The sequence below is a fragment of the Cytobacillus sp. NCCP-133 genome (genome assembly GCF_026011715.1).
Classification (GTDB): domain Bacteria; phylum Bacillota; class Bacilli; order Bacillales; family Cytobacillaceae; genus Cytobacillus.
The window spans coordinates 129,131-146,811 of record NZ_BRVM01000009.1 but is presented as its reverse complement, the minus strand read 5'-3'; the positions used below and the strand labels follow the sequence as shown (position 1 = coordinate 146,811).

Genomic DNA, 17,681 nt, shown 5'->3' with positions numbered 1-17,681 from the left:
AATTGAATATTTTGCAAAAAATCGCTATACACCATATGACATGGAAAGAAGCAGATGCAGCATTTAAAAAAGATCCAGTTGTGATTATTCCTTTGGGATCAATGGAGGAGCATGGACCGCATTCCGTTACTGGAGACTTTATGGCAGCCACTGAAATTGCCAAAAGAGCAGCTGAAAAAACAGGAGCTTTATATGTTCCGACTGTCCCATTTGGCAATTCGGAGTACTTTAGGGGATATCCAGGTACCATTTCTTTATCACAGCAGACGGTTATTAGTCTTCTGGAGGATATTTGTACAAGCTTGATCGAACATGGCATTACTAAAATTGTTTTCTTTAACGGGCATGCGGGTAACGGTCCTGCTGTTGATCAAGTGGCAAGAAAGGTAAGACGAGAAAAGAAAGTTATGGTGGCATCAATGGACTTATGGCAGATGCTTACTCAAGAACAAAAAAATGGGATTTACCAAGAAGAGAAGGATCCATCCGGTCATGGGGGAGAGCCTCTGTCATCTGTTATGTCTTATCTATTTCCTCAATATATGAGGATGGATTTGCTCCCTGAAACATGGAAATCGAATGAAAACTTTGGCGAGTTTACCATTGATAATCTATTAAAAATAAAGCTGAATGCATCAAAGGCTAATCTGTATCTTAACATGGAAGATATCTCTGCAGAAGGCATAATGGGTAATCCTCTAAATGCTTCGGCAGAAAGAGGAGAAAAAATTGTTTCAAGCCTTGTTGAATATGGTGTCATACTAGTGGAAAAGGCAAAAAACACGAACATGTCTTTAAACCAAGCCTTTTCCGCTGCTAAGCAATAAAAAAGTATACATTTTAAATGGGGGGAATTAAAAATGAGAAAAAAATTAGTATCACTAGTTTTAGGTGCGTTTACTACGGCAACTTTGCTGTCAGGGTGTTCTGATTCAACGAGCAGCGGTACAAATTCTGGGTCTGATTCTGAATCTAAGGAAAAATACTCGATTTCCTATAGTACTTGGGCAAATCCAGGAGAACCAGCTTACTCAGGAATGGAAAAATTCAAGGAATTTGTTGAAGAAAAAACTGACGGCAATATTGAGGTTGAGCTGTTTCCAGGAAACCAGCTTGGTTCGACAGCAGAACAGATGGAACAAGTTAAGCTGGGAACCATTGAAATGATGTCAAGTGGAGACCCTGGAATGTTGGAAATTGAATATTTATCTCTTCCTTATCTTATGAAGTCCAATGCTCATTGGATGCATGTAATGGATTCTGAAATTGGACAGGAATGGAATGACAAATTGGTTAGTGATATGGGAGTCCGCAATATCGGAATTCTGCCTCGTGGTCCAAGGGTTATATCTGCAAATAAAGAAATCAAAACCCCAGAGGACATGAAAGGTTTAAAACTGCGTGCTCCTGCAAGGGATTATTATGTTCAGACATTTGAAGCTCTAGGATCAAATCCTACTCCAATGGACTTTGGAGAAGTGTACAGCGGGCTGCAAACAGGTATAGTTGATGGGCAGGAAAATCCATTAGAAACATTTTATGCTGCCGGTTTCCAGGAAGTTCAAAAATATATTATCAACTCAAATCATATGTTTAAGCCGGCTTTTGTAACCATAAACGAACAGTTCTTCCAAGGGTTATCAGAAGAATTTCAGGATATCTTACTTGAAGCAGCAAAGGAATCACAGGTATATGCTGAAGAAAAACTGGCTGAAAGTGAACAGTCAATGGTGGAAGAGCTGGAAAGTGCCGGTGTGACGTTTGTTGATCCGGAAATCGATGCATTTATTGAGGCTACTCAGCCAGTCCGTGACTCATTAGGCAAGGAAATGTGGGGAGAAGATGTATATCAGCAAATCGTTGAAATGGGCAAAGCTGATCTAAATTAATAAGTAGAATTAGGGCTATCTGATGGCCTTAATCTTTCTTAATATTAAAGGCAAATTAGGTAACTGATTTACATTTCACCGCGAGGAGTAAGAATAGATGGATACTAAAAGTTTAACTGCTGAAATCGATATTAAAGGCTTAACGGCAGAAATCGAAAAACAAATCATCGAGATCAGACGGAATCTGCATGAAAACCCTGAATTGAGTCTGCAGGAGTTTCGTACAACAAAGTTCATTTATGAAACGTTAAAGGATACGGATATTGAATTGAAGGAATGCTCAAATGGCACCGGCATCATTGGTTTATTAAAGGGGACAGGAGAAGGGCTTACACTTGCAATACGTGCAGATATCGATGCTTTACCTATTATAGAAGAAACAGGTCTGTCTTTCGCATCTGGTAATCTCGGAATTATGCATGCATGCGGGCATGATATTCATACATCTGTTTTACTGGGAACAGCTATTGTACTAAATAAGGTAAGGGAACATTTTAAGGGGCAGATAAAATTCATCTTTCAGCCAGCCGAAGAAACCATGCAAGGTGCAAAGCTGATGATCGAAGAAGGGGTCTTTTCCGAGCCAAAGGTGGATCACATTGTTTGTTTGCATACATGGCCGTTTACAGAGGCTGGCAAAATCAGTGTTAAACATGATGCAATCATGGCTTCGACTAATCGGTTTGAAATTGAGGTATTTGGAACAGGGGGGCACGCTGCTCACCCCCATAAGAGCGTGGACCCTATTCCAGTTGCAGCACAGATTGTAACTGGACTCCAGCAAATTGTATCCAGAATCCTTGCGCCACTGGAACCAGCAGTTGTTACAATTGGCCAAATACATGGCGGTACAGCAGATAATATTATCGCAAATAAAGTGACCATATCTGGTACCGTTCGCTCCATGAAAACTGAGACAAGCGACAAGATCAAAGAGTCAATGGTAGAGATTTCAGAAAACGTCGCCAAAGCGTTCAATGGAAATGCTATTCTGAAGTATTACCCTGGGTCTCCTCCTGTTATAAATGATGAAAAGCTTGTTGATTTGTTATCAGAAGCAGTTAAAGACAGCCTTGGTGAAGAGGCTTTAGAATATTTACCTGAACCATCTTTAGGGGGAGAAGACTTCGCTTTTTATCTGCAGCACGTCGATGGAATGCTTTTCAGATTAGGAACTCGAAATGAAACGGAAGCATCCCAAAAAGGACTTCATAACCCGGGAATCATCTTTGATGAAAAATCAATCCCGACTGGAATTATTGCGATGAGTTCGTTTGCTATAAAATATTTAAATCAATAGCTTTAAACCAAATAAAAATAAAAAAGTCAACAGTTTAGTAGATTGTTGACTTTTTTACTGCAGAAAATAGTGAGTATTTTTTATAAGTAATTAAGTAATAACCTAAGCTTTGTCTGAATATGAGGCTTCAAACTTAGCTTTAAATTTACTGATACCCAGGATTTTTGCTGAGATGAAAAGAGTGATTTTATTATTCCTTCAGCCGATCCGGCAATCCTTGGATGGACGACACAACTACATCGAGCTTGGCTTCGATTCGGTTCAGCAGAAAAAACGTAACGACAATCGGGAAGCCAAGTTCGCTGATTAGGGTGACGATCTGTTCCATTTTCATTGCTCCTTTCTGGGGGTGGTGGTGGAGAGGGGTGCCAGGCTCCCCTCGAAAAAAAGCCGGCTTCGTCAGAAACCGGCCTCTTCGCATTAAACTAGTTCATATTCGGTTACGTTACGCTCAACTAATCTAGCACCTTGAGCCTGAACGAAGTCACCGCCATTGCCGTCGAATGCGTTGGCTGCAATGATTTGGTTCATCGCTGCTTTGACAGCGACTGGGTCAATCGGTTCAATTGGGTTATCAACGGATAGTTTAGATGTTTTGCCCATTTCCGTTAGGAATGTCATTTCCAATGTTTTCGCCATGTTTTTCACCTCCTCGTGATTTGTAGAAATTTAGCAGATTAGCCAATGATGTCGAAGCTGTCGTTGCGGTTAAGGGCTACTAACGGAAAGTTAGATAGTGTTGCGATTGCTTGTCCTACAGTGAAAAGCTGGTCAGCTGTAGCGGATTGCTTAACGCTGCTGTAGGTTTTTGACTTTGTGACTGGTTTGCCTAGTTCGTCCAATCCTGTTTCAAAGACCAGACGAAGTTTGGAATCGATGATATTTGCTTGTGCCATCTTGCTCACCTCCTTTCACCTTTATAATAGAAATGAAAGGCGGAAAACGACAGGGTGGATAAAAATAATTTTTAGAGGGTATCATCATCTAGTTATTTATCGTTCTTTTATAGTCGACTTTAGCCTGGTTAAAGCCCCTCTTTTCCATTCTTTAACTGCTGAGTTTGTCACGCCGTATTTTTCAGCCATCTGGTTGGTTGTTAAATCATAGAGAAAGGTCGATACCACCCATATGGTCTGGTTCTTGGATAGCCCTTCACAATAAGAAAGGATTATTTTCTCTTCTAGGGGCCGATCAAGAGAAGAGCATTCGGCTGAGTGCCAATATTCTTCATCTGGAACTACATTGCGATCCTCATGGCGCTTGCTTTTATTCAATTCGCCCATTATCCTCAATCTTACATTTGTATAAGCATAGGTAAGAAAATTTCCCTTTTCTGGGTCAAATTGATTCCAGCACTCCCAGAGTTTGATTAACCCCAATTGGAAAAATTCCTCTTTATTTTTATAGATATTCAGTGATCGAATAATCTGGTGAATCATCGGTTCATATTGTGCTGCCGTTTGCTCAAAGCTCTCCATTGTGCGATTCCTTCAGGACAGCGCGCTATCTAAGTATTCCCGGGTAGCTTTAAGATAGCGGGAATACGACTTTTGAGCGAATCGAAAAAAAGTCGTGTTTCGGGGAGTTTTCACTCAAAACTCACGAATTTGGGTACCAAACTGCCGCGTTTTGGGGGTAAAATCGGAAATTTCCGGGAAAAAGCCACTTTTTTATTTTTTGTGAAAAAGCAGGTGCAAATGTGACGAAATATTGACAGTGTCAGCAAAGCTTTTGTTTTTGGTACCCCAATTTGTGAAGGGAGAGCCCTTAACTTTTGTAGAAAAATCCCATATAACGCTGCTTGTCTTCTGTGGAAAATCCCATGTTATATAAGTCTTCAAAGTATAATTCCTCGAGTTTTTTATTCAGTATTCCGTAGAAGTAAGCAATCGGCTTCGCTACAGTGCTCGCTTTCATTTTGCGGATCAGCTGCTTAAAGGAATGGATGGCTGTCTCCAATACCTGTGCCTGATTTTGTTCACGATTATTTCGATAAGCTGCAATGCTGGTCATTCTCCAAAACTTCTCAATGCTCTTAGCCTCTGGAAAGAAGTACTTCACCACATCCACGAATGATTGGGGAACACGATCACTTGTAAAAGTGTGGTCGAGCTCGGTTGTGTTACGTTTAGTATTCTTTTGATTTTTAATAGTTTTAGAAAGATTGATTGTTTTATTAGGGTGGTCCAATTGTTCTTTCTTAGGTGGTTCACTCTTGGGAAAACGATTGAATACGTATAAGTTGCTGGATTGTGAGCCGTTTTTTCTTTCCGTTTCATGGACTGTAAAGATGCCAAGTTCAGCTGCTTTGGCGATCATTCTTTTAAAAGTGGAGCGGGAAATGCCATTGCCGCTGTACTCTTCATGAATGGCTTTTAACACTGTTCCGATTTTGGCATTGGACACACCAGGGATTTTCGCTGCGTAACGCGAAAGCCTCTTAAGCCCCACAAGCTCACCCTTCGAAAATTTAACCTTATTAACTGCAAGCCACATCTCCAAATGGGCATTAAACTCCTGAAGATTCTTAAACTGCGAAAACTGTTCAAACTGATCAACACTGCCGGATTTTATATTCACATAAATGCACCGCCCTTTCCTCTTTAAAATAGGAATGAGAGGGGGGAAAAGACAGGGGGGAGTTTGGGAATATGTGACGGAATGGTGAACGATTATAAACCAAGCCTGACAAAATCCAGCAAAGCAATATCCGGTGAAGGAATCGGCTCGGGTACGGTGGGCGCAGGGAACGGAAGTGGATGGATGGCTGGAATCCGGAGATGAGGTGGAGTTGGAAATTACGGGGCTTAGGAGCTCGAAGAATCCTGTTGTTTCATCATAGGGAATAAGAATAAGTGAAATGAAGAGATTAGCTTTGGCATTGGCTGGTCTTTTCTTTTGGGTGAAGCATTTTATATTGGTGAATAATTGAAGGGGAGAAGGTTAAAAGACTCAAGTTGTAAAGAGTTAAGCTTCTTTTTAGTTTAAAAAGGAGTAGTATGTTATAATTTAGTAACAGGTCATAAGACTACATTATAAAAATAGGCTAGCAGCGATGTACGTCAATTAATTTCAGAATATTAAACTAATTTTGTTGGAGGGTTCACTTTGTTAACAAACCATCTGGATTTTAGACTGGAGCCAAAACTAAGGGAGTTATATGACGAACACAAAAAGCGGGCTGAGAAAGTAGATTGGGGATATCATGAATTCCTGCCGTGGGATAAGGCGCAGGATTTCCGGCGTGTGCCTTGGGATAAAAGCCAGGTGACGCTGCCTGCATCTGTTATTATCGCGGTTGAAACCGCCCTTTTAACAGAAGTGAATCTGCCTTGGTTTACTTCTCACCTGGATCAGACCTTTAAGGGGTCATTGAGCGTCATTAAGGAGTTTGTACAGACTTGGACAGCGGAAGAGGACCAGCATTCGAATCTGCTGGAAACGTATCTATTAATTACCCGGAATGTAGATCCGGCACGGCTTCATCAACTTCATAAACAGACATTGGAGAATGGCTGGAACCCTGATTTTCACACCCCATTTGAAACGATGGTTTACACCTCTATGCAGGAGCTTGCCACCATGGTCTTTTATTATAATGTGGCAAAAGCAGCCGGTGCACATGATAGGGATTTGTCCAGTATGCTCAGACGTTTGGCAAAAGATGAGACGCTGCATTATGCCTTTTACCGGGATGTCATTAAATATCATCTCCAATTGGAACCGAACTATTGCTACTATCTTGGAAATGTCATTAAGAATTTCCAGATGCCGGGAGCCGTCATGCCGGATTTTGACGATCGCATGTCCATCATCGCAAAAGAAGCCAACTACGGCCCGCTTGAGTATTTTGATCAGGTCCTTGATGTCATGATCGAATACTGGGAAATTGAAAGCTTGAGGCCGATTGCCCCCGAAGCTGAAAAGGCAAGGCAAGACATCCTAAATTATCACGCCCGCCTGAAAAGGGTCAGAGATCGGTTTTATAGCAAGAAGTAAAAAGAAGAGCCAGCAGATTGCTGGTTTCTTTGCTGATGTAGAAGGAAAAAAGCTGAAATGTGAACTCTGCAAATAGGCGGAGGAAACCTGCAAATAGGCGGAGGAAACCTGCAAATAGGCGGGGGGAATCTGCAAGTAGGCGGAGGGAATCTGCAAGTAGGCGGGAAAAATCTGCAAGTAGGTGGATAAAACCTGCAAATAGATCGGAAAAACCAGCAAATAGGCGGAAAAAAACCTGCAAATAGATCAATATTTGTAAGTGCAAAAGGAGGCCAAGACAAAAGGTTAATCGTATCGGTCTCATAATTTGCAGTGTTTTAATAGTAGAAATACTTAAAACTATCGGTCTCGCATCTCTGCTGGCAAAAAAAGACACCTAATTCAGGTGTCTTAGTAGAATCGTTTAAAACCATCAAAGTGCTTTTTATAATAGGAGTCATCCAGGCTTGAGATTTCCACTCCATTTGAGCTGGAATGGATAAACCGATTGTTTCCTGCGTAAATGCCCATATGGGAAATTCCGGGACGATAGGTATTCTCGAAAAATACTAAATCACCGGGCTGAGGCTGATCGATATAGTAGGAGCGGCTATAATATCCGTCTGTAGAGTATCTCCCTAACGTGGAACCGGATTTATTAAGAACGTAATAGATAAACCCGCTGCAATCGAAGCCATCCGGACTGGAGCCGGCCCATTTGTATGGTACTCCGATATGCTTTTGGGCTTCTGCCAAAACCGCAACAGCAGTACCGCTTTCCGCCTGGGCTGGCTTTTCCGTGACTGCTGGATTTTGAGGGGCTTGTCCAGATGCCCTTAACACCAGCTTTTGTCCGGCAAAAATTAAATCCGAACTAAGTTTGTTCCAATCTTTAAGCTGCTGAACCGTTGTGTTATTTTCCACAGCGATCTTGCTCAGTGAGTCACCGCTTTTGACGATGTATTCGCCTTTGCCGTCCTCTGGAGCATACACTGCCGGGGGAGCCGCAGGTGCTGTTGCTGTAATGCTGCCTGTTGTGCTTTCAGCAGCTTTTGATACTTTTAACACTTGTCCCGGATAGATGATGTGGTGGCTGAGGTGATTCCAGCTCATCAATTCTTTTAAACTAATATTATGTGATAGGGCAATTTTTGATAAGGAATCGCCGGCTTTTATCGTATAGGTATGGGTGACGTTTGGCTTTGCAGGTGCCGAAACTGATGGCGTTGAAGGTGCTGGTTTTTTTTTCGTTTCTGGAACTTGGAGTGTTTGGTTGATTGAAAGTGAATCTGATTTTAAGTTATTCAGCGTTTTTAATTCTGTCACGGAGGTTTTATATCTTGATGCCAGCTGGTATAGCGTATCGCCTTTCTTGACTGTATAAGTATCAGCCGAAGCCTGTGCTGCAAAGGCAGAAGAAAGCATAGCGGCAGCTGCTATGGTGACCATCTTTTTTTTCACTGTTCCTAGTCACTCCTGTCGACATATTTTAGACAATTTTACCACAATTCTCTTCTAAAAGAATCATATTTTTACAGTAATTATCAGAAAATTGCTTAGTTTTTACATTGTGTAGATGACTGTCGGATTATGTCGAAGCGAATGCTGTCCAGCTTGGGAGAAGTGTGGCGGATTTTGCCGGATGATGAGTTTTAATCAAACGTTTGATTGAAATAGAACGTTAAGTAAGGGGGGTGAGCTTTTCTTATGGGGCTGCAGCTCTATTTTTTTGCTGGCAAATCATTTGCTGTAAAATCTTGGTGAATAAAATCTTTTCCTGGGAAATTGAAGAAGACTATGTCGAATTTTCTGCTTTATTAATAAAGCAGCTAACCTCTCGTCGATGATCCTGAAACCTCCTTCTAAAGAACTATCAGTTCCGAATCTTCATAATCCATCTTACTTATTTGTCCATTTTGTAAAGGTTGAATAGTGATAAAGAGAGAATAAGAGATATTGTATATAATATTCAATTTATTTTGAATAATCGGATATGAAGGAGGTGTTAAATGACGACAGACCCTTTATTTGGGAAACTTTGTATTTTGTAAGCGGAAACTGGCTTGAAGGTTGTCCAGAAAAATCATGATTGTTTATGGGCGGATTCAATAAAGGTGCTTTGTTCATTTGGATGAAAAAATCCCAGGGTTACTTCTATCTTCACAGTGAAATGAATTGAAAGCTGATGTGACGCGAACTGACCGATATATTGGAAAAGTGACCGATAAAATTGAAAACTGACCGATAAAATCAATTTCTGACCGATAAGCCTAACAAAGTGACCGATATATCCAAACTAGGCAAACAAGTGACATTATTAGGCGCAAGGTATCCAGCATGACCGTACACATGTGGATGTCACCGATCCGAGCTTAACTGCCCTTAAAGCCCTTTTGGAAGTAAAAGAGGAAATGGCTCCTTATGTGGATCTGCAGCTTGTGGCTTTTCCTCAAGTAGGAAGCTTTAATACATATGGGAAATTTTCGGGCCTGCTGCAGCTTTGCTGAGCAGGCCTGTTTTTTATCAGGATTAAAAAATCAATCAAACGTTTGATTGATTTCCCTTGAGGCAGTGGATGGCAGGGAATTGTGAACTTTACGAATAAAGTGGGCGAACCTGCAAATAGAACAGATAATTTGCAAATAGACCATTAAAACCTGCAAATAGAATAGTAAACAGTAAAAAGAAGTCCTGCCTCGTAAAATAGGACTTCTTTTTTCTGCACAGTAGATTTTGAATCTCCATATAAAGTTTGACAATTTAAAAATATTTGTGTATTCTGTGTTATGTGTAATGTATACATTGTACATAGGAGTGAATTTACATTGAATAATCTAAACATGAACCCTGTGAAATCAAAGACAACAAAAGAAATCGTTTATGATGAGATCAAAAATGCCATTTTTAATGGGAACATTAAAGGCGATGAGGTTATTACAGAGACAATCCTGGCACAGTCATTAAATACCTCTAGAACTCCTGTAAGAGAAGCGGTGGGGGATTTATTAAAAGATGGACTTTTAGTATCAGTACCAAGAAAAGGGCTAAAGGTTCGGGAAATTACCCCGAGCGAAAAGGATCAAATTATTTTTCTCCGTATTTCTATTGAAACAGAAGGATTAAAACGGATTATTCCTGTTAGTAAGCCAAGTCAAATTCAGCATTTAAAAGAATTAGTGGATTTGCAAAAACAGGCAATGGAAAAAAATGATCGGATTGAATTTATTGAATTGGATCAAAAGTTTCATAGAAAGATTCTTTTCTTTGCTGAGCAGCACCTGTTGGGTGACATTCTGTTAAATTTATATAACTTAACAAGGTTAATAGGTCATCAAGCTTTAGCGAAAAAAGGGCGTATGGAAGAAGTAATTCAAGAACATTCCACGATCGTGGATGCATTGCAAGTGAAGGACGAGCTTCAAGCGACAAGTTTAATGGAGCAGCACTTGAAGCAAACAAAGAAGTCTATTGAAATCGTCGAAGGAAATTAAAATTTTTAAGCGTAACTGAAAGCGCTAACATTTTTAGGAGGTATAAAATGAATAAGACACTACTGCCATTATTTGTTGACAATGAACAAAGGGAAATAAAAGTCAGCCATGTATATTGTATTGGGTATGCGGGACGAAATATCGAAAAGACGATGGAGCACATTGTTGAGCTCGAGAAAATTGGTGTTCCGAGACCAGCAGAAATCCCGACCCTTTATCCTGTAAGAAGAAATAGTTTGAGCCAAACGGGTGAAATTGAAGTCCTTGGCGGACAATCAAGTGGTGAAGCTGAGATTGTTTTAATTTTTGGGGACAAAGAAGAAGAAGTTTTCATTACTGTTGGGAGTGATCATACCGATCGTTCTCTCGAAACAATTGATATAAACCAGTCAAAACAAATTTGTGATAAACCTCTGGCACAAAAGGCATGGAAACTAAAGGATGTTATTGATCATTGGGATGATCTGGTTTTAACTTCTCAGGTGAAAGTAGATGGTAAGTGGGAGGAATACCAGAGAGCTAATATAAATGAAATCATTCCTCTAAATGATATTAAGCGTTTCTTAAACAAAAAAACGGTACCAATGAAAAATATAGTCGTATTTTCAGGAACCGTACCGTTATTAGAAGGATTTAAATACGGTTCAGCATTCAAAATGTCTTTCATTGATGAAGTGCAAAATGATGAGATTCATGCTGAATATTCGATAACACGTCTAGATGGGGAGGGATAAAATATGAAAGTAGCAATATACCAAATGGAAATACTACCGGGTGATCCACAGGGGAACTATCAAAAAGTTAGAGCATGGGTGGAAAAGGAAGTTCAAAATTCTAAACCAGACTTGGTTGTCTTTCCTGAAATGTGGACAACTTCCTACACACTGGAAGACATCCACATTCATGCAGATGAGAATGGAAAGGAAACGCTGCTATTTCTTCAAACATTGGCTAAAACCTATAAGATTAATATTATTGGAGGCTCTTTTGCCAATAAAGTGGATGGAAAGGTTTTTAACACAGCTGCTGTAATAAATCGAGAAGGTGAAGTCGTTTATCAATATGATAAAGTTCATCTGGTGCCAATGTTAAATGAACCCAAATATTTGGCAGGCGGCCAGAAAGTGCCGGAAATATTTGAACTTGATGGCATTAAGATGGGCGTTATCATTTGTTACGATCTGCGTTTTTCAGAAATTATCCGCCCTCTTGCGCTAGAAGGTGCTGAGGTATTGTTCATAGTAGCAGAATGGCCGCTTTCAAGGCTAAATCATTGGAGAAACATCCAAATTACACGTGCTATTGAAAACCAAATGTTTGTTGTTTCCTGCAATAGTGTGGGTGGCTACAATGGAGAAACATTTGGCGGTAATTCGATGGTTGTTAATCCTTGGGGAGATACCTTAATTCAGGGATCTGAAAAAGCCGAAGAAACGCTATCAATCTCAATTAATGTTGAAGAAACTTTAGAAGTTCGCAAGAAAGTACCGGTGTTTTCTAGCCGTGTACGACATTTATATAAACAAGGACTATAAGGGGGAAAAAATCATGAAAAAAAGGATAATGGCAATGGCTACAACACTAGCGTTATCTGCATTTATTGCCGGTTGTTCAGGTTCTAGTTCTTCTAAGGGGGAGAGTGAAGGTGCTCTTACCTTAAAGTTAGCTCACTCTGGTTCTGATACACACCAATACCAAATTGGTGCAGCAGAATTTGCTAAAGTTGTTGAAGAAAAATCGGATGGCAAAATCAAGGTGGAAATCCATGGGAATGCAACATTGGGAAGTGAAGCTGAGGCAATTGAACAAGTTATAGACGGAACAATTGATATGTCGGTTGTAGCGGCAGATAGTTCTCTTGCAAACACTGTTCCAGAAATGAATCTATTTGGACTTCCATATATTTTTGATGATCGTGAACATGTTTATAGTAAGCTTGATGGTGAACCAGGCAAAGAACTCCTAGGTCTAATTGATCAAAACAATATGAAAGGCTTGGGATACTGGGAAGTTGGATTTAGACACTTAACAAATAATAAGAAGGAAATTAACAAGCCTCAAGATGTAGAGGGATTAAAGATTCGTGTTCAACCAGCTCCGGTTTGGGAAACACATATGAAAGCATTAGGAGCGAATCCTACTCCTGTTGCATTTAATGAACTTTATTCTGCATTGGATCAAGGAGTAGTAGATGGACAAGAAAATCCACTGCCTACTATTCATTCTATGAAGTTTTATGAAGTTCAAAAGTATGTTGCTCTTACAGGTCATACCTATACGCCTGCAGTTGTTATTATGAGCAATAATTCCTGGGGAAAGTTAGACGAAGACCAACAGAAGGTTATTGAAGAAGCTGTAGAAGAAACAAAAGAATATCAAAGAAACTTCCTTGAAGAAAAAGAGCAGGAAATTATTGCGGAATTGAAAGAAAACGGTGTTACAATTTCTGAGCCAGATCGTGAAGCTTTTAAAGAAGCAACAAAAGATGTAAAAAATGCTTTAGCAGATCAAGTTCCAGCCGAATTGATTTCGGAAATGGAAAGTAAATAACGCACATTAATCCCAATTGAAAGGGAGGTGAACATATGCTGCTTAAAAAGATAGATTATTATATTGTAAAGCTGTTAGAGATTATCATAACATTTTGCTTATCCATTACGGTTATTCTTACTTTAGCCCAAGTGTTCTATCGATTTGCATTAAAACAATCGCTTAGCTGGTCACAGGAAGTCGTCATGATTAGCTTTGTATATAGCATTTTATTCGGTGCAGCTCTAGCATTCGAAAAATCGGAACATTTAACGGTAGACGTGTGGGAAAATGCGAAGGTGAGCATACAAAAGGCTTTTAATGTGATTGCCTATATCATTGTCCTAGTGATAATAGGAGTTTTCTTCTATTACGGAATGATGCTTGTTTCTGATAACTTGAAATCAGGTCAAATAGTGGGATTCCTGCCAATTAAAAAAGGTTATGTTTACATGGCATTGCCCATAAGCAGCTTGTTCATGCTTTACTTCCATGTTAAGAAGGTGTTCAAATGGCCTGGCTAATAGTCCTATTATTCATATTGATCCTTTGTAGGGTACCGATTGCCTTTGCCTTAAGTTTTGTTTCCTTTTTGGGAATCATGCTTACAGATCCAGGGCTTCTAATCAATATTCCCCGTAAAATGTTTAATGGTATAGACAGTTTTACACTCGTTGCTGTTCCATTATTCATTCTTGCTGGGGAATTGATGACGCAGGGGGGAATTTCTAAACGGTTAATTAAATTCTCTCAAACACTGGTTGGTCATTTGCCTGGAGGACTTGCATTGGTCGTTGTCCTTGCAAGCATGTTCTTTTCCGCGCTTACCGGTACAGCTATTGCAGCCGCTGCGGCAATAGGGGGAATGATGATTCCAGCAATGAACAAGGAAGGGTATGATATTCGTTTCTCGACCAGTTTAGTTGCTACATCGGCAACCATTGGCCCGATTATCCCTCCAAGTATCGTTTTAATCTTGTATGGAGTAATTGCAAGTGTATCCATTGGTGATTTATTTATTGCAGGGGTTATTCCGGGTTTATTGATGGGAATAGGCTTGATGATATACAGCTATTTTGTCGGGAAAAAATATAATTATCGTTCGAGAGCAGAACGGGCTTCTTTTAAGGAGATCGTTAAAGGTGCAAAAGATGCAATATTAGCACTTCTGATGCCCTTGATCATTATTGGCGGTATCACTTCGGGTGTGTTTACTGCAACGGAATCAGGCGTTATTGCAGTCCTTTATGCTTTTATTGTTGGTAAGTTTGTCTACAAAGAACTTGAATTCAAAGCTCTTTGGGATATTCTATTGAGTACAGCGAAAACAACAGCTACGATCGTTTTCCTTATTGGGAATGCTGCTTTGTTTATCTGGTTTCTTTCTTTCAACAGTATTCCAAATCAAATTATCGACTTGCTTGGCGGAGTTTCACAAAGTCCGTTCCTGTTATTGCTTATAATTAATTTAATCTTGCTTATCGCAGGAACTTTTATCGATACGATAAGTGCAGTATCTATCTTTACGCCACTATTTTTGCCGCTAGTCCTTGCTGCTGGCATAGACCCTATCCATTTCGGAATTGTAATGGCAGTCAACCTGACGATTGGCATGGCTACACCGCCACTTGGTGTCTGCTTGTTTGTGACAGCATCTATCGGTAAAATCAGTGTACCTAAAATGTTTAAGTTCTTGGTACCGCAAGTTATTATTTTGATTGTTATCTTATTCATCATTACATACATTCCGGATGCCATTTTATTTCCGGTTGGATTGTTTAATGGATAGATTAACCTTCTGAATGCATAACAATATGCCTTCGTCCCTAAAGCAGGAGAAGGTATATTGTTAAACAGGGTAACTGAGAACATGCAAATCGATCATATTTTGTAAAAAAATTTTAACAAATCTGTAAAAATCCTTTACACAGTGAAAATTTCTTTTCATGATCCACCTTTTTGGAGAAAAGCGTCTAAACCCTTGGCAGATGAGGGTCTGGACGCTTTTTTTAGTGTGTTTTAAAAAGTTGGCACGGAACTTGCATATATAAAATGTGAAGCTTGAGGGGGTGTAGAGATATGAATGAAATATGGAACTATATAATAGAGAACCAGGCTTCGATAGGGGCCTATATGCTTGAGCATATTCAGCTTGTGGGGCTTTCTGTTATCATTGCGATTGCCATTGGCCTGCCGCTGGGCATTTACCTGACGACGAATGAGGAACTCGCAGAAACAGTCCTGCAGGTCGCAAATGTGATTATGACAGTTCCAAGCATTGCCCTTTTTGGGATCATGATTCCAATTCTTTCGATTATTAACCACGGGATCGGCTTTGTGCCAGCGGTTATTGCCCTTATTTTGTATTCGCAGTTGCCGATTATAAGAAATACATATGTAGCCATCAATAACGTCGATCCCCATATTCGTGATGCAGCCAATGGACTGGGAATGAGCACGATGCAGCGTCTTTTGCGCGTTGAGATTCCAAACGCCCTTCCCATTATTATGGCAGGGGTGAGGCAGGCTGTGGTCATGAATATCGGAATCGGCGCAATTGCAGCGTTTATCGGAGCTGGCGGTCTTGGCGTGCTGATCAACCAGGGGATATCCAGGTCCAATACCACGATGGTTCTCACAGGTGCGATTGCGATTTCCATTCTTGCGATTGTGGCGGATGGATTGCTTGGGATTCTGCAGAAGCGGATGACGCCTAAGGGTTTTCAGCAATAGCGGATTCATAAGAGTGATAGAAAAAGATGAGGTGAAAGCATGATTAAATTTGATGGAGTCACCAAAGTTTACGGCGATAAGGTAAAAGCCGTTGATGATGTGAGCTTTGAGGTTCCTGAAGGGAATATTGTCGTCTTTCTGGGGCCATCGGGCTGCGGGAAAACGACGACATTAAGAATGGTCAACAGGCTCGAGTCCATTACAGAGGGAAAGATTTTTGTCAATGGAACAGATGTCAATTCCCTGAACCAAATCGAGCTTAGGCGGAACATAGGGTATGTCATTCAGCATAACGGACTGTTCCCGAATATGACGATTGAAGATAATGTCATGGCCGTCCCGAATCTATTAAGCTGGGACCGCAAAAAGAAAACAGACCGGTACAATCATTTAATGGATCTCATCGGCCTGAATCCGGATGAATACCGCAAGCGATACCCGCATGAGCTTTCAGGAGGCCAGCAGCAAAGGGTGGGCATTGCCCGTGCGATGGCTGCAGACCCGCCTGTCATGCTGATGGACGAGCCGTTTGGGGCACTGGATCCGGTGATTCGCTCCCGCATTCAAAATGAATTCCTGCAAATCCAGCAGGAAGTGAAAAAGACGATCCTGTTTGTCAGCCATGATATTGATGAAGCGATTAAAATGGGTGACGGCATTGCCATTTTTGAGGGCGGGAAGCTGATGCAGTATGATTCGCCAAGTGAGCTGCTGGCTCGTCCGAAAAATGAATTTGTCCGGGAATTTGTCGGACAGGATCGGGCGCTGAAAAGCTTAAGCCTTCATACGGTTAAGGATTTGATTTCCGAGCGGATGCTGAGAAAAGCGGACGGGCTGCAAAAACACAATAAAAAAACGATTACGGTGGAAACGAATTTGCGGGATGCCCTATCCATTCTCCTGAATCAGGAAGCCGATCAATTGTTTGTGCAGGCAAACAATAAGCTGGTTGGAGCCATGCGAATCGATGATGTCGAGGCATACCTGCATCACCATATTAAATAGGGGGAGAGATACATGAATAAACGCCTAGTGTCTTTTGTGATCAAGCTGATTCTCTTTACCCTGGTGATGAGCTTTTTTGCCTGGTCCTTTAAATCAGGCTATTATCAGCTGATCATCGATGATGCAGAGGGATTTATTTTTCTATTAATACAGCATATCCATATGGTGGCTTTGTCTTCATTCCTGGCCATTGTACTGGCGATTCCCATGGGCATACTGGTCACAAGGCCGAAGTTTCAAAAGCTGCAGTGGCTATTTATGAATACAGCCAATCTGGGACAGACCATCCCCAGCCTTGCTATCCTCGCACTTGCGATGACCTGGATGGGAATCGGCTTTAAGCCTGCAGTTTTTGCGCTGTTTCTATATTCGCTATTGCCGATTTTAAGAAATACGGTAGCTGGGATCAAGTCCATTGATCCCGATCTTTTGGATGCGGCTAAAGGAATCGGCTACACACCAGCCCAGATTCTTTTGAAAATCGAATTGCCAAACGCTGCTTATCCGATCATGGCCGGCATCCGAACAGCGGTTGTCATTAACATCGGAACAGCGGCTTTAGCGTATTTAGTAGGCGGCGGCGGATTGGGTGACTGGATTTTCACTGGAATCATGATGAGGGACAACTCTTATCTGCTGTCCGGAGCGATTCCGGTTACGCTGCTAGCTCTTTTGGCTGATCAGCTGATAAGGGCAGCTGAAAAGCTGATTGTTTCCAAGGGACTGAGACCATCCGCAGCCGTTTCTGATTAAGAT

General features: G+C 40.9%; 20 protein-coding genes and 1 pseudogene. 15 read left to right on the top strand and 6 right to left on the bottom strand.

From position 1 onward, the window contains the following. Positions 1-11 precede the first annotated feature (11 nt). The 3 genes from NCCP133_RS12440 to NCCP133_RS12430 all read left to right on the top strand — a co-directional run bounded on the left by NCCP133_RS12440 (position 12) and on the right by NCCP133_RS12430 (position 3,189). Positions 12-827: a creatininase family protein gene (locus NCCP133_RS12440; protein ID WP_264805328.1), complete on the top strand. Its 816-nt coding sequence runs from the start codon at positions 12-14 to the stop codon at positions 825-827. A gap of 33 nt (positions 828-860) precedes the next feature. Next, the gene (locus NCCP133_RS12435) at positions 861-1,889 is read left to right on the top strand and encodes a TRAP transporter substrate-binding protein (protein ID WP_264805327.1); all 1,029 of its coding nucleotides are present in this window, start codon (positions 861-863) and stop codon (positions 1,887-1,889) included. Positions 1,890-1,986: 97 nt separating this feature from the next. Further along, positions 1,987-3,189 (top strand): M20 metallopeptidase family protein, encoded by a 1,203-nt coding sequence (locus tag NCCP133_RS12430; RefSeq protein WP_264805325.1) that lies wholly within the window; start codon positions 1,987-1,989, stop codon positions 3,187-3,189. Positions 3,190-3,379: 190 nt separating this feature from the next. On the opposite strand, the gene NCCP133_RS12425 is transcribed toward NCCP133_RS12430, so the two are convergent. The 5 genes from NCCP133_RS12425 to NCCP133_RS12405 all read right to left on the bottom strand — a co-directional run bounded on the left by NCCP133_RS12425 (position 3,380) and on the right by NCCP133_RS12405 (position 5,769). Beyond that, entirely contained in the window at positions 3,380-3,517 is a 138-nt protein-coding gene (locus NCCP133_RS12425) for a YvrJ family protein (protein ID WP_264805324.1), read from the bottom strand. 92 nt (positions 3,518-3,609) lie between these two features. Continuing rightward, on the bottom strand, positions 3,610-3,828 hold the full coding sequence (locus NCCP133_RS12420; protein ID WP_264805323.1) for a DUF2922 domain-containing protein: 219 nt from the start codon (positions 3,826-3,828) through the stop codon (positions 3,610-3,612). 38 nt (positions 3,829-3,866) lie between these two features. Continuing rightward, positions 3,867-4,085, bottom strand: coding sequence for a DUF1659 domain-containing protein (locus NCCP133_RS12415; RefSeq protein WP_264805322.1), 219 nt, complete (start codon positions 4,083-4,085; stop codon positions 3,867-3,869). Between the two features lie 96 nt (positions 4,086-4,181). Next, positions 4,182-4,667 (bottom strand): sigma-70 family RNA polymerase sigma factor, encoded by a 486-nt coding sequence (locus tag NCCP133_RS12410; RefSeq protein WP_264805321.1) that lies wholly within the window; start codon positions 4,665-4,667, stop codon positions 4,182-4,184. A gap of 289 nt (positions 4,668-4,956) precedes the next feature. Next, positions 4,957-5,769 carry a hypothetical protein gene (locus tag NCCP133_RS12405; protein ID WP_264805320.1) on the bottom strand — a complete coding sequence of 271 codons (813 nt, stop codon included), beginning with the start codon at positions 5,767-5,769 and terminating at the stop codon, positions 4,957-4,959. Between the two features lie 63 nt (positions 5,770-5,832). On the opposite strand from NCCP133_RS12405, the gene NCCP133_RS12400 reads away from it, so the two are divergent. Both NCCP133_RS12400 and NCCP133_RS12395 read left to right on the top strand, forming a co-directional pair. After that, positions 5,833-5,973, top strand: coding sequence for a hypothetical protein (locus tag NCCP133_RS12400; RefSeq protein ID WP_264805319.1), 141 nt, complete (start codon positions 5,833-5,835; stop codon positions 5,971-5,973). 324 nt (positions 5,974-6,297) lie between these two features. Next, a complete protein-coding gene (locus NCCP133_RS12395; RefSeq protein ID WP_264805318.1) occupies positions 6,298-7,188 on the top strand; it encodes an acyl-ACP desaturase in 891 nt (296 codons plus the stop codon). A 390-nt stretch (positions 7,189-7,578) separates the two neighbouring features. Here NCCP133_RS12395 and NCCP133_RS12390 read toward each other — a convergent pair whose 3' ends face one another. Then, positions 7,579-8,628: a C40 family peptidase gene (locus tag NCCP133_RS12390; RefSeq protein WP_264805317.1), complete on the bottom strand. Its 1,050-nt coding sequence runs from the start codon at positions 8,626-8,628 to the stop codon at positions 7,579-7,581. An 860-nt stretch (positions 8,629-9,488) separates the two neighbouring features. Between NCCP133_RS12390 and NCCP133_RS12385 the strand changes: the two are divergent. The 10 genes and pseudogenes from NCCP133_RS12385 to NCCP133_RS12340 all read left to right on the top strand — a co-directional run. Then, positions 9,489-9,626, top strand: a pseudogene (locus NCCP133_RS12385) (cytosine deaminase); the annotation flags it as partial. Positions 9,627-9,992: 366 nt separating this feature from the next. Continuing rightward, a complete protein-coding gene (locus tag NCCP133_RS12380) occupies positions 9,993-10,658 on the top strand; it encodes a GntR family transcriptional regulator (RefSeq protein ID WP_264805316.1) in 666 nt (221 codons plus the stop codon). 47 nt (positions 10,659-10,705) lie between these two features. Then, on the top strand, positions 10,706-11,392 hold the full coding sequence (locus tag NCCP133_RS12375; RefSeq protein WP_264805315.1) for a DUF2848 domain-containing protein: 687 nt from the start codon (positions 10,706-10,708) through the stop codon (positions 11,390-11,392). A gap of 3 nt (positions 11,393-11,395) precedes the next feature. Further along, positions 11,396-12,193 carry a carbon-nitrogen family hydrolase gene (locus NCCP133_RS12370; protein WP_264805314.1) on the top strand — a complete coding sequence of 266 codons (798 nt, stop codon included), beginning with the start codon at positions 11,396-11,398 and terminating at the stop codon, positions 12,191-12,193. Positions 12,194-12,206: 13 nt separating this feature from the next. Continuing rightward, on the top strand, positions 12,207-13,208 hold the full coding sequence (locus NCCP133_RS12365; RefSeq protein ID WP_264805313.1) for a TRAP transporter substrate-binding protein: 1,002 nt from the start codon (positions 12,207-12,209) through the stop codon (positions 13,206-13,208). 35 nt (positions 13,209-13,243) lie between these two features. After that, positions 13,244-13,711 (top strand): TRAP transporter small permease, encoded by a 468-nt coding sequence (locus NCCP133_RS12360; RefSeq protein ID WP_264805312.1) that lies wholly within the window; start codon positions 13,244-13,246, stop codon positions 13,709-13,711. Further along, on the top strand, positions 13,699-14,976 hold the full coding sequence (locus tag NCCP133_RS12355) for a TRAP transporter large permease (RefSeq protein WP_264805311.1): 1,278 nt from the start codon (positions 13,699-13,701) through the stop codon (positions 14,974-14,976). Before NCCP133_RS12360 ends, NCCP133_RS12355 begins: the two co-directional genes overlap by 13 nt. 290 nt (positions 14,977-15,266) lie before the next feature. Continuing rightward, the gene (locus NCCP133_RS12350; RefSeq protein WP_264805310.1) at positions 15,267-15,920 is read left to right on the top strand and encodes an ABC transporter permease; all 654 of its coding nucleotides are present in this window, start codon (positions 15,267-15,269) and stop codon (positions 15,918-15,920) included. A 39-nt stretch (positions 15,921-15,959) separates the two neighbouring features. Beyond that, positions 15,960-16,925, top strand: a complete 966-nt coding sequence (locus NCCP133_RS12345; protein ID WP_264805309.1) for an ABC transporter ATP-binding protein — start codon at positions 15,960-15,962, stop codon at positions 16,923-16,925. 12 nt (positions 16,926-16,937) lie between these two features. Further along, positions 16,938-17,678 (top strand): ABC transporter permease, encoded by a 741-nt coding sequence (locus NCCP133_RS12340; RefSeq protein ID WP_264805308.1) that lies wholly within the window; start codon positions 16,938-16,940, stop codon positions 17,676-17,678. The last annotated feature ends 3 nt before the right edge of the window (positions 17,679-17,681 follow it).

What these genes read in the sequence shown, in the direction of transcription:
- NCCP133_RS12435 (WP_264805327.1), top strand. Translation starts at nt 861, where the DNA reads ATGAGAAAAAAATTAGTATCACTAGTTTTAGGTGCGTTTACTACGGCA.
- NCCP133_RS12430 (WP_264805325.1), top strand. Translation starts at nt 1,987, where the DNA reads ATGGATACTAAAAGTTTAACTGCTGAAATCGATATTAAAGGCTTAACG.
- NCCP133_RS12425 (WP_264805324.1), bottom strand. Translation starts at nt 3,517, where the DNA reads ATGGAACAGATCGTCACCCTAATCAGCGAACTTGGCTTCCCGATTGTC.
- NCCP133_RS12420 (WP_264805323.1), bottom strand. Translation starts at nt 3,828, where the DNA reads ATGGCGAAAACATTGGAAATGACATTCCTAACGGAAATGGGCAAAACA.
- NCCP133_RS12415 (WP_264805322.1), bottom strand. Translation starts at nt 4,085, where the DNA reads ATGGCACAAGCAAATATCATCGATTCCAAACTTCGTCTGGTCTTTGAA.
- NCCP133_RS12410 (WP_264805321.1), bottom strand. Translation starts at nt 4,667, where the DNA reads ATGGAGAGCTTTGAGCAAACGGCAGCACAATATGAACCGATGATTCAC.
- NCCP133_RS12375 (WP_264805315.1), top strand. Translation starts at nt 10,706, where the DNA reads ATGAATAAGACACTACTGCCATTATTTGTTGACAATGAACAAAGGGAA.
- NCCP133_RS12370 (WP_264805314.1), top strand. Translation starts at nt 11,396, where the DNA reads ATGAAAGTAGCAATATACCAAATGGAAATACTACCGGGTGATCCACAG.
- NCCP133_RS12365 (WP_264805313.1), top strand. Translation starts at nt 12,207, where the DNA reads ATGAAAAAAAGGATAATGGCAATGGCTACAACACTAGCGTTATCTGCA.
- NCCP133_RS12360 (WP_264805312.1), top strand. Translation starts at nt 13,244, where the DNA reads ATGCTGCTTAAAAAGATAGATTATTATATTGTAAAGCTGTTAGAGATT.
- NCCP133_RS12355 (WP_264805311.1), top strand. Translation starts at nt 13,699, where the DNA reads ATGGCCTGGCTAATAGTCCTATTATTCATATTGATCCTTTGTAGGGTA.
- NCCP133_RS12350 (WP_264805310.1), top strand. Translation starts at nt 15,267, where the DNA reads ATGAATGAAATATGGAACTATATAATAGAGAACCAGGCTTCGATAGGG.
- NCCP133_RS12345 (WP_264805309.1), top strand. Translation starts at nt 15,960, where the DNA reads ATGATTAAATTTGATGGAGTCACCAAAGTTTACGGCGATAAGGTAAAA.
- NCCP133_RS12340 (WP_264805308.1), top strand. Translation starts at nt 16,938, where the DNA reads ATGAATAAACGCCTAGTGTCTTTTGTGATCAAGCTGATTCTCTTTACC.